The following is a 12113-nucleotide window of genomic DNA, read 5'->3' as shown; positions in this document are numbered from 1 at the left end:
GTAATTCAAATAACTAAATTAACATTATGAAAGAAGGAAATAAAGTTAAATGGAAATGGGGAGATAACTGGGCTGAGGGAAAAGTGGAAAGTGTTTTTACCGAAAAGACCACCCGTAAGATTAAAGGTAAGGAAATTACACGCAATGGCTCACAGGACAATCCTGCCGTATACATAGAACAAAGCGACGGTACGCATGTACTTAAGCTTCAAAGTGAAATAGAAAATGCTTAGTGCTTATGAAAGAAGAGGAAAAAGAAGATACATATCAGGAGTTCAAGGATGTAGTAAATATGTCACCTTCTGAGTTAGAAGAATGGCTGGACACTGAAGAATCCAAATCAGTAGGAGCGGATAGTGGAGATGGAGAGGCAGTAGGCCACAAATCTGGCAGAAAGATTATTGATATTAAACGCACTAATAAAGATCAGCTTACAGGCAGCCAGTACCAGCATATGCAAAAGGTAGTAGGCTATGTCAATCGTCATCTGGCTCAAAAACCCAAGAGTGATATTGAAGACAGCAAATGGCGCTACAGCCTGATGAACTGGGGGCATGATCCACTAAAAAAGGATCGATAAGATGAGTCATGTGACTGAGCCTCATTTGTTTGCTTATTTTTTGATATTCCTAAACAAGTCTTTGAGGTAAGTCACACTCTCTTTGGTCCAGTTTTCTTCTTTGGCCATGGTCTGTTCCAATTCTTTTTCAGGAGGGGTCCACAGTTCCAGGATTGCGCTCTCACATCTTTTATAGGTACTTAGGGTCTTAACCATATCCTCTATAGGCAGCATACCCTGCCCTGCCGGTTTACCTTCAATGGTGAAGCCCATCATATGATGCACCCGCTCCACAATAAAGTCTTTGATATGCAAATTGACTGTATATGGCCCCAGGATGTTTACCACAGTCTCAATTCCTTCACCAGCGCCCATAGAGTTTACTGAATCCAGACAGATGCCTACATACTCGCTACCAACTCCTTCTATTATCTGAGCAAACTCCCGGGCTTTAAATCGGTCGTGGTTTTCTATAGCAAGAGTGATATTTCTATCTTTTAAAGCAGGAACGAAATCTTTAACGATGGATATAATCTCCTCTACAGCCGGATAATAATCCTGAGTGTCCACTACCATCCTTAAAATGGGGGATTGTAGCTTTTTTGCTATGTTAAGATAAACATAGAAATTTTCCTCTGTTAGTCCTCGTGTACCCACCTCCAAAGCTATCTCAGAGCCGGAAGCATGCCTAGCAAGTGCACCTAACTGTACCATAGACAAGCTATGCAATGAAAGGTTATCGGCGATCTGAACCAGAGGAACGCCAACTTGCTTTGCTTTGTCTATTAAGCCAAAGGCATCCAGTCTTTTTTGCGGCAGATTACCCGGCACACCCACCGACCAGGTATAGGTATATGAACTGATTCCAAGTTGCATGTTTATGAAGGTAACTTTATTTACTATTCCATTAAGCAAAAAAGCTTCCCTCTTTCTAATCCATCAACTCCAGCCATCTTGAGCTTTTGCAATTCGTAGAGATAATCATACAAATGAGGCCACTGTTTACCTATATACTCCACTTAAGAAAATATAAAGACAGACCCTCTTATTGCAACCCTCACTTCCACTCCGATTAGCTATTGTAATTCTACACTTCCCACCGCTGTCCAGTAGACACAATGAGCTGCATTAAAGCCATTGATTTTTGCGCGGAAATGAAATGAAGCCCTTGGATCAAATATATTGACGTTTACATCACTGAATGTACACTTTGAATGGAAATTACGGTTGTTACCGGAACAAAAAGAGCTCATTATATCATGTACTTACCTCACAGTGGTAGGTTCAAAGCAAAGAAAGTCAATATGTAAGAATGTTAGTTAAGCCAGACGAGAAAGCCTAGTAGTATATTCTCGCTACTCAAAGTATACCTACAAGAAGAGACAAAAAAGACCCTGTAACCGGGCCTTTTGTACCTATTCTTTTTCTTTCTCCTTATCAGCCTGTTTTTCCTGATTGTCCATTTTAAGTTTGAGCGGGTTAATCTCGTCCCCCCAATAGATAGTTCGGTGAGGGAACGGTATTTCAATGCCTTCCTGATCAAAAGCTTTCTTCAGCCTTCCTTTATACTCCCTGCCTACTGTCCACTGCTTGCCCGGCTTAGTCTTGAAGCGCGCTTTAATGACCACAGCACTATCCCCCCAGGCATCCACGCCAAATATTTCCAGGGGTTCATTGATAAGGTCTTTAAAAGCATCATCTCTATTCATTTCATTGCCAACCTTCATCATCACTTCCTTCACCCGGTCGGTATTTTCTTTGTAAGCTACACCAACATCAAAGACCGAAGCAGACCAATCTTTGGTCATATTAGCCAGGGTATTAATTTTACCATTTTGAAAGATGTGTACTACTCCTGAAAAGTCTCTCAGAGTGATGGTTCTCAAAGCAATTTCTTCTACCAAACCACCTTGTCCATTGATCACAGCAACATCACCGGCACGTACCTGATTTTCCAGCAACATAAAAAAACCGGATATGAAATCCCTTACGAGTTCCTGTGCACCAAAACCTACTGCCAGGCCTACAATACCGGCACTTGCCAGAATAGGGCCAATATCCAGATTAACTTCTCTAAGTAGTATCAGAATGAATATAATCCAGATCACTATACCTCCTGCCTGACGCAGGATGTTGATTAGCGTATTGACTCTTTTTTCTTTTTCATCTTTGCTCTCGTGGTGACTGGCCTGAGTACGCTTAAGGATGATTTTTTTAATTTTGCCTACCAAAAAACGATACAGCGCCAGGGAAATGAATAGTAAAACAAAGATCAAAAGAAGTGCGGGTACCGTTTCAATTACCCAGCTGCTGCTTCTTTCATACACTTTTTGCCAAAATTCATCCGTAAAAAACTGGTCCATGATATTAAAAAATTACTAATTAATTAAGATGTTCTTTGTATTAAAAAATGGGTAAAATACTCTAACAGTCGCTAACTTAAATAGTTATCTTCTTTATTTGCAAACTTATACATAGAAGATAAGGCAAGAAAATCAGTTCGTTTTACGTGGAAAGAAAAGAACAAGCGCAGTATTTATGATTGTTTTTTTGAAGTAGCAGTATTCAGCATCTTCATGACTAATCTACCTTCTTCCGCAGCACAGGGGTTTTTACCTTCTCCGCGAAAGAAGTGATTAACTTTTTTGATCATAGGCAGCTGAATATTTTCCGGATTCTCAAAGGTAAACGTTTCTTTCTTGTCGGTGTTGAGGTGAATTTTCTCACCATAAAATGAAAAGGTGATACTACCTTTCGAACCCACGATCTCACAGCCTTCTCTTTCAGCTGATTCAGGACACGCAAAAGACCATAATCCCTTGAATATAACACCTTTAGGAAAGCGTATCTCTGCTGAAACGATATCGTCTGCCGGATACATCCCCGCCTGGTTCGTTGAATAACCGCTTATGCCAAGGGGTTTTCCGAAGTAGTGGTACATGAGATCCATCTGATGAGGAGCAATATCATGAAAAAGTCCACCCCCTGATATGTCAGGTTGTACTCTCCAGTTGCTTTCAGTCTGAGCGATGATTTTACTTTTGGCAGGCTGAAAAATCTGAATCTGGGCAAAACGGACGTCTCCGATAGCCCCCGCATCCAGGAGTGCTTTGACCTTCATAAAAGCAGGGAGTGCCCGGCGGTAATGAGCTACAGACAGCTTTTTTCCGCTTTTCTCTACTTCCTCAATGATTCTGTCACAAGCCGCTAAGCTAGGTGCCATGGGCTTTTCCAGATACACATCTTTACCGGCGCGCAGTGCCTGAATGGCATAACCTTCATGGGAAGAAGGGGGTGTCGCCACATAAATTGCATTGATCTCAGGATTAGCAATCAGCTTTTCAGCATCGTCATACCAATGTGGCACCTGATGGCGGTCAGCAAAATCTTTGGCTTTTTCGGCATTCCTACGCATCACAGCCAGTAGATTAGACCCTTCAGCTTTCTGGAAGGCCGGTCCACTTTTTAGTTCAGCGACATCGCCTACGCCAATAATTCCCCAGTTAATCTGTTTCACGTTTAGTAGTGTTTGATTTTTATAGTTCTTAGTGTTATAGTTCCGGGCAATAGTGTTCTTTGTGTTATTGTTACCAGCGACCTTATTACTTTACTGAATATACGCATGTGGAACTAAAATACTGAGCGTAAATGCAGTATTCAAAAATCGTATCCATAACACCTAGAGCTAAGCACTACAAAACAAAGAACCAAACAAGGACTACAAAACTACTCAGCAGGAATTTCTGATTGATACTGTTTCCAGTTAGTCGTAAGCTCATTGACAACAGTGCTCCCAACGCGGTAGGCGGCTTCCAGTGCCGGAATAAAGGCCGTATATCCTTTGCCTTTGAGTTTTTCACCACTCAGGCTTTCTGTAGCAGTAATCCCTTCATATTGCATAGTGTAGTTACTGGCAGTACGCAGTACCATTACTCTGTTAATGTCTACTTTATCTGCCTGTTCCAGAAAGCTAAGCGCCTGCAACGTGCCAGTATCTTCCATCGCGGAAGTCACAAAGTTGCCCCCCCCTTCTGTCCAGTACTTTGTCCAGTCATTAGCCCACGCATTCATCAGCTCACCATGCCAGTACGTCATGGCCGCCAACTGATCACCTTTGAGGACAAAAGGAGGCTTTTGCGCATTAGGAAAACCTTTATACAGTGCTCTTAGCTTAGCCACATCTTCATTGTCTACCAACTCCACATCTTTTGTAAGCTGATAGGCCCACTCCACCAAACCTGGATTGAGATGGTACACAGCTCCTTCATTATCTTCGGGTATGGGTTGTTCGTAGGGCGTAGCCGAACGTAGGGGAACATAGCCTGTTTCCCAGTCTTCGGGAATCTCACGCGCATCAATTTCATGAGAGAGGTCACCATCTATAACCCACTCTGCCCAGGCTGCGGAACCTGCGGAAGCATCTTCCGGGTCTACACCGGCAATACCGGCAACCAGCCAGTACGCATTGCTAAGGTCAAAACGGTCATCCAAGCCCAGGGCCATTACAGAAGCAGCAGCCCGGGCAGTGCCAATCCCGGTTACCATACCCAATACATCTTTTTCAGGATTGTAACGAAGGTCACGAAAGCCCTGCGGGAAAGATATTACACTATCTAGGGGTAACCTTTCTGCCCAGTACTGAAATTCCCCAGGACGATCTCCGGTAGCCTCTCCCAATTCAAACATGGCTAACACAACCACTTTAACAGGAATCCTTTCAGCTGCAGGGGTTTGTGCAGTTTCGGGAGCATGGCAACTCCAGAGCGTAATAAGTAAAAATAATGCGATATATCTTCTCATCTTAATTTCATTGGTTTATCTGCTCTGAGTGATACAGAGCAGTTTTTTTTAGTATTAGTTGATATCTTATTGCAGAAAATCGTCTGCGTAACCAATAAATTCATCCCATTGCTCCTGCCAATGTACTAAAGCTTTTTCTTTCTCATCATCGGAAAGGCTGCTGTAGATCAGTGAGTTCATCGCCAGTTTTTTGATCGCCTGCAAATCCAGCTGCCATGCCAGCAAAATGGACCAGTAGTCATACGATAATCCGTTATAGCCAAAAATAGCGGGGTCATCCGTGCTGATGGTACATTGTACACCACGGCGCAGCAGATAGTTGGCCGGATGCACTCTCAGGTCACCAACATATCCCAGAATCTGATTACTGAGGGGGCAAATTTCCAGGCAAATATCTTTTCTTTTGATTTCTTCCTGAAGTGTAGGATAATGATTAAGGTTAAAAGCATGCCCGATTCTCTCACTATTCAGCAATACAGCGTCATATAGGTTGCGAATCGTGTACCAGTCACTTTCTCCATCGTGCAGGTAAAGCGGCATATTTATGTCATAAACTTCTTCCAGAGAGTCCATTTGCAACCAGTTTTCAAGAAAAAAAAGTGTGCTGTGACCATCATCTTCATTGGCTACCAGATCAAATCCACGCACAAAATCAGGATAAAGCTGGCGGTACCGGTAAGCATTTTCCAGATGCTGCATAACGATTTCCCTGGGCAGGAAGCGCAGTGAGGTGTAGATCAGTTTTAACGAAAACTCAGGATGCTCCTGCTGAATGTCCTGCTCTACGTTTTTTAGGTATTGTATGGCCGAATCAGGAGGATAATAGCCTGAACCAGCTTCATGCTCAAGGTCATACAGACCTCCCGGAAAATTTCTTAGCTCCACATGCTGAATCCCATCCACGAGCAGGCTGTCAAACATCACTTTATGATATTCGGCATAGACAGGCTGGTAATTGAAAAAACCTCCTATTCTTTGAAAAATAAGTTCAAATTCTTCCCAGATATCAAATGAATCCTGCAACACTTCCTGATCTAACACCAGCAGCTTATGCATTTCCTGCTCAAAATTATCTACCTGCTGCGTTGGATAATAACCATCAGGAGCATCATTCTCCTTATAAAAATGTAGCTGGCCTTTGGCATGAGTGTCTGTATCCTTATCCCAATACACATAGCAATTGCGCATATTGGCGGCACGTTCTATCAGCCACTTAAAATCTATGCCTGCCGATCCGTGCAGGTGCATCATCCCTCCCTTGGGCATGCGCTGAAAAAGCTGATAAAGCTTAGTGCCTTCTATATGTGTTTTTGATTTGAGGAAATGGTGCGCCGGAGGAAAAAAGTTTGCTTGCTGATAGTCGCTTATCATCTGATCACGCAGTGCCACCAGCTTCCGGTTCACCCTTAACTCTTCAGCTGAGAGCTGCAGACCTGCGTCAAATGCCATCAAGCTATCCTGAGCAATCAAGGCTGCCCGTTCTTCAAGATACTTACTTTGTTGTCTATAGTTTTGCTCCAGGGCTTGTCTTTGGCTGCTACAGCTACTAATGAAATAAGAGCAGCATACTCCAATAAATAAATAAGACAGTTGTTTCATAAACATCTTATCAATCTCAATTTTTAGCTCAGGTTAAGATAAACTTCAGTACAAACAGAAGAGAAATAATAACAATAACCGGGTTAAGGCTCTTAAAGTCACCTTTAGCTGCTTTAATCATTGTGTAGAATACCAATCCAGCACCAATACCGTTGGCAATACTATAAGTGAATGGCATGAGCACGATAACTAAAAACGCCGGCACCGCTTCTTCCAAATTACTAAAATTGATTTTTTTTACAGCCCCCAACATAAGTACTCCTACCATAATCAAGGCTGGTGAAGTAGCTGAGGCCGGTATCAAACCTGCCAGTGGAGAAAGAAAAATACAAAGCAGGAAAAGTATAGCTACCACAACTGCTGTTAGACCAGTTCGCCCTCCAGCCGAGATACCGGTTCCGCTTTCAATATAAGTTGTAGTAGTGGACGTTCCCAAGAGTGAGCCGAAAGTCGTAGCGATGGCATCCGCCATCAAGGCTTTGTTCATACGGGGTAGCTTTCCTTCCTTATCTAAAAAGCCACCTTTCTCAGCAGTACCATAGAGTGTTCCTAATGTGTCAAAAAGGTCAACCATCGTAAAGGCTACCAGAATGATCAGCAAATCCATCAGCCGATAAAACAGCGGAGTATCGCTGCTGCCAAACAATTCTCCAAAGTTTAGTTTAAAAAAGGTAGGACTGAGGTCTAAGTTTAGTATCAATGGATTATCAGGCCATTGGGTTACACCTAGCATCAGGCTTAATATGGTGATTAATGCGATACTGATCAGAATAGCACCTTTTAGCCCTCTGATCATCAGTATTGACATCAAAATGAATCCTGCCACCGCCAAAATTACTGCCGGACTGCGCAGGTCTCCAAACTGTAAGATTTGTGGCGGGGCCTGGTTTATCTGGTCTATCAATACCTCTTTATGCTCTAAACTGCCTCCCAGAATAATATCTATGATCGGCCCCTGATTGATATCAATGATCTGTGCATTGTTCAAACCAATGAGTGTGATGAAAAGCCCGATCCCTGCAGGTATTGCATGTAATATACACGAGGGCAAAGCATGGGCGATGGCTGAGCGAAGCCCTGTCGCGGTAAGCAGTATAAATACTATTCCGGAAATGAAGACTATGCCTAGCGCTCCCTGCCAGCTGTAGCCCGACTGAAAAACAACGGTATACACAAAAAAGGCGTTTAACCCCATGCCTGGCGCCTGCGCAAACGGATAGTTTGAAAGTAAACCAGTCAGCAATGAACCTATAGCACCAGCCAGGCAGGTCGCAATCATCACACTCTGAAAATCCATTCCGGCTTCCGCAAGTATCGCTGGATTTACAAATATGATGTAAGCCATCGTAGAGAAGGTCGTCAGACCAGCGATGACCTCCTGTTTAAAATGGGTTTGGTTTTCACGCAAACGAAAAAAGCTCATGCTAAATGCAAATGGTTAGGTGCTGACCGAAAGTGCCAGTCAGCAAATACTTGTGCTTCTGGTATTCTATAGAGGCGGCAAGTTAATACAATTATCTGTTTTCAATAAGCTGAATACGCTAAAAAAAAGCCGGGGTAAACTGAACTCAAGAACAGCAAATATTACTATTCCTTTCATTTTTCAAATTTGTATTTTACCAGTTAAAAACATAGGTAAATATACTATATTTCTAATCATTTATTCTGAATAATGATCCTATTATAAAAATATATTCTGAGTTTTGTTATCTGTAGAATAACTTTTTATTTAGCCACTTGTTATAGCTTTATCTTACATCATTATGCCTCTGAGTTTGGATGGCTTTCCCCCAATAAAGGGTCAATGGATTGACTATTACTTATTTCATAACACATTTCCTTATGCGTAAAACTTTACTGTTTTTTTGTTCTCTGGCCATGTGCAGCTTTGGAATATACTCATCTACACTTGCCCAGGGGACTACCACTTCGCGCATGACAGGGCTGGTAACTTCTTCGGGTGAAGCATTGCCGGGTGCCACTGTTGTAGCCGTACACGTTCCTACCGGCGCTGAATATGGTACTGTTACCAATACCGAGGGGCGCTTTACCCTAAATAACCTGAATGTAGGTGGCCCCTATTCAATTACTACCAATTATGTAGGTTACCAGCCTTCTACCACAGACAATATCTATCTGACGCTAGGACAGACGCTTAACCTTGAAATAGCGCTCGAGGAATCTTCTACTGAACTGGAGGAAATTGTGGTAAATGCCAATGGTGTTTTTGATGGCAACCGTACCGGTAGTGAAACCAATATTGACGAAGAGGCTATTTCAAATATGCCCACCGTGGAGCGTGGTTTGAATGACTATACCCGTCTCACTCCACAAGCTCTGGTAGGTAATTCTGCCGCCACGAATAGTGGAGGTATTTCTTTTGCCGGTATCAACAATCGCTTCAACGCGATTTTTATTGATGGAGCGGTGAACAATGATGTCTTCGGTCTGGCTAACTCGGGTACCAATGGCGGTCAGGCAGGCATCTCTCCTATCAGCCCTGATGCGCTGGAGCAGATACAGGTGGTGCTTGCTCCTTATGATGTGACACTGGGAGGATTTGCCGGAGGCGGTATCAATGCGGTAACCCGTAGCGGTACCAATACATTTGAAGGCTCGGCGTATTACTTCCTCAGAAACGAAAACCTGACCGGAAAAACGCCTACCGACAATGCTGAAATTGAACGGGTAAAGCTGGCGCCGTTTAGCGTACAGACTTACGGTGCGCGACTGGGTGGGCCTATCATTAAAAACAAGCTTTTCTTTTTTGCCAATGTAGAAATTGAAAGAAGAGAAGAACCTCGCCCCTTTTTTCCAGAGGATTATTTAGGCAATGCTACTGTATCTGATCTTGAAGCCATACAAAACAGACTGATAAACACCTATGGCTACGATCCCGGGGGCTTTCTGAACAACGCACAGACCACCGATGGAGAGAAAGTACTGCTGAAGCTTGACTGGAACGTAAACCGTGATCATAAACTTTCTGTACGTCACTCTTATGTGAAAGGGCTTACCAACATCTTTCCTCGCCCCAGTAATGTCAGCGTACCGTTCGCCAATCGTGGCTATATTTTCCCTTCCACTACCAACTCTTTTGCTGCTGAGCTCAAAAGTAATTTTGGTCAGTCTGCTTCCAATAATTTGATCTTTGGCTACACCCGAGTAAGAGATGACCGGGATATTGCCGGGGCGCCTTTTCCCAGCATTATCATGCAGGATGCTAACGCCCAGATAGAAGTGGGTACAGATAATTTCTCATATTCAAATATTGTATTTCAGGATGTATTTACCCTCACAGACAACTTTAATCTTTACAAGGGTAAGCACACATTTACGCTTGGGACACACAATGAATTCTTCAAAGTTCAGAACCTCTTTTCTATATTCTCTACGCCCCAATACAACTATTTTTCACAAGGTGAACTTTCGGGCTATGAGCGTTTTCTCGCGGGCGAAAATGCGGATCAGGTACTTTTTGGCCACGAGCAGCTGGCTGATGGTCAGTCTGAAATTCGTTTAGGGGATGAGGCTACTAACCTTGGCCCTACTTTTAACGCATTGCAGATGGCATTTTATGTGCAGGATGAATATCAGGCCACTCGTAAGCTGAAGCTAACCATCGGTCTCAGGGCTGATATTCCTATCTTCCTGGAAGACCCGCCATTGGAAAATACTGAATTTAACAATACTACTGTCCCACTTCTTGAAGAATTTTATGACCTGCAAGGTGCGAGAGCCAGCAATACGCCTAATACACAAGTCCTGTTGAGTCCTAGAATAGGGGTCAACTGGGATGTAAACGGTGACAAGAGAACACAAGTCAGGGGAGGTATAGGCATTTTTACCAGCCGGGTTCCCTGGGTATGGCCAGGAGGTATGTACATCCGTAATGGATTAAACAGTAGTGTTTATTTCAATGCGCGCTTTATCACTCCTGATGGAATTCCGGTATATAGTAACCCTGATGACTGGCGTACAAACCTGTTTAACTCAACAAGCCCTTCCGGAGATGTAGACCTTTTTGTGGAAGACTTCAAATACCCTCAGGTTTTCCGTACCAGCATGGCGGTAGACCAGCAGCTACCCGGGGGATTGGTGGGTACACTGGAGTTTCTGTATACCAAAACACTCAACAACTACAATGTAACGAGCCTGAACCTTAGGCCATCAGAAGACAATCTGGAAGGAGCGGATACACGACCTGTTTTTAATAAGGACAATCCGATAGACCCTACTTACACCAACATCACACTGGTTGAAAATACCAATCTGGGTTACAGCTGGAATATCACCGGACAATTGAATAAAAGGTTCAGCAATGGCTTCAGTGGTGGAATTGCCTATTCCTATACCAAAGCAGAATCTATACAGGATGGTACCGGCTTTATTAACTACAATAACTGGGACAACATTATCAGTGTAGAAGGTAAGAACAACTCTCCTCTTTCTATATCTTCTTACAGCGCTGGTTCCAGGATTACCACTTTCCTCAATTACCGCAAGGAGTATTTTGATAATTTTGCTACCTCTATCTCACTCTTTTATAGTGGTCAGTCTGGTCAGCCGTTCACCTATGTATACAATGACAATGATAACCTGACTTCTCAGTCTACCAACAGTACCAGCAATATACCTATATATGTACCAGAAAATCAGGACGAGATATTACTGGCCAATCAGCTAGATATAAATGGCAATATTGTGAAGTCAGCTGACGAGCAATGGGCATCATTGGATGCATTTATTGAAAATGATGAATACCTGAGCAGCAGGCGAGGTCAGTATGTGGAGCGTAATGCTTCACGTACACCTTTTGAGAATATTCTTGACCTCAAAATAGCTCAGGAATTTTTTATCAATACTTCGGGTGGGCAAAGACATGCGCTACAGGTTTCTCTGGATATTTTTAATTTTACAAATATGCTTAACAAGGATTGGGGGCGCCGTTACTTTGTAGGTGATGAAGCTTTCCCGCTCATTGAGCATGTTGGCTTTCTGGTAGAGAATGGCAGTGTAACGAATGAACCCGCTTTCATTTTTGATGATCCGGGAGAGCCTTACAGTGTAGTACAATCTGGCATTTACAGTGCGCGATGGAGCGCACAACTCGGTTTAAGGTACACTTTTTAAAACTACTCATGTACCAGAAGGC

At 43.1% G+C, this 12113-nt stretch carries 9 protein-coding genes; 3 read left to right on the top strand and 6 right to left on the bottom strand.

Annotated features, from left to right (window positions below; genetic code table 11):
• Positions 1-26: 26 nt before the first annotated feature.
• A complete protein-coding gene (locus tag OKW21_RS09375; RefSeq protein WP_277479160.1) occupies positions 27-233 on the top strand; it encodes a hypervirulence associated TUDOR domain-containing protein in 207 nt (68 codons plus the stop codon).
• Between the two features lie 5 nt (positions 234-238).
• Positions 239-580 carry a DUF3140 domain-containing protein gene (locus OKW21_RS09370; RefSeq protein WP_277479159.1) on the top strand — a complete coding sequence of 114 codons (342 nt, stop codon included), beginning with the start codon at positions 239-241 and terminating at the stop codon, positions 578-580.
• Between the two features lie 33 nt (positions 581-613).
• On the opposite strand, the gene OKW21_RS09365 is transcribed toward OKW21_RS09370, so the two are convergent.
• The 6 genes from OKW21_RS09365 to OKW21_RS09340 all read right to left on the bottom strand — a co-directional run bounded on the left by OKW21_RS09365 (position 614) and on the right by OKW21_RS09340 (position 8381).
• Complete coding sequence (locus OKW21_RS09365) at positions 614-1435, bottom strand: sugar phosphate isomerase/epimerase family protein (RefSeq protein ID WP_277479158.1); 822 nt, start codon at positions 1433-1435, stop codon at positions 614-616.
• A gap of 539 nt (positions 1436-1974) precedes the next feature.
• Complete coding sequence (locus OKW21_RS09360; RefSeq protein ID WP_277479157.1) at positions 1975-2922, bottom strand: mechanosensitive ion channel family protein; 948 nt, start codon at positions 2920-2922, stop codon at positions 1975-1977.
• Positions 2923-3095: 173 nt separating this feature from the next.
• Positions 3096-4076, bottom strand: a complete 981-nt coding sequence (locus OKW21_RS09355; RefSeq protein WP_277479156.1) for a Gfo/Idh/MocA family protein — start codon at positions 4074-4076, stop codon at positions 3096-3098.
• Between the two features lie 209 nt (positions 4077-4285).
• Positions 4286-5359, bottom strand: coding sequence for a purine nucleoside permease (locus OKW21_RS09350; protein ID WP_277479155.1), 1074 nt, complete (start codon positions 5357-5359; stop codon positions 4286-4288).
• A 66-nt stretch (positions 5360-5425) separates the two neighbouring features.
• Entirely contained in the window at positions 5426-6958 is a 1533-nt protein-coding gene (locus OKW21_RS09345; RefSeq protein ID WP_277479154.1) for a hypothetical protein, read from the bottom strand.
• A 28-nt stretch (positions 6959-6986) separates the two neighbouring features.
• Complete coding sequence (locus tag OKW21_RS09340; RefSeq protein ID WP_277479153.1) at positions 6987-8381, bottom strand: NCS2 family permease; 1395 nt, start codon at positions 8379-8381, stop codon at positions 6987-6989.
• 419 nt (positions 8382-8800) lie between these two features.
• Here OKW21_RS09340 and OKW21_RS09335 point away from each other — a divergent pair, with 419 nt between their 5' ends.
• Positions 8801-12091, top strand: coding sequence for a TonB-dependent receptor (locus OKW21_RS09335; protein WP_277479152.1), 3291 nt, complete (start codon positions 8801-8803; stop codon positions 12089-12091).
• Positions 12092-12113 lie beyond the last annotated feature (22 nt).

This window comes from Catalinimonas alkaloidigena (assembly GCF_029504655.1).
Lineage (GTDB): Bacteria > Bacteroidota > Bacteroidia > Cytophagales > Cyclobacteriaceae > Catalinimonas > Catalinimonas alkaloidigena.
This window is presented reverse-complemented; position numbering and strand designations above follow the sequence as displayed.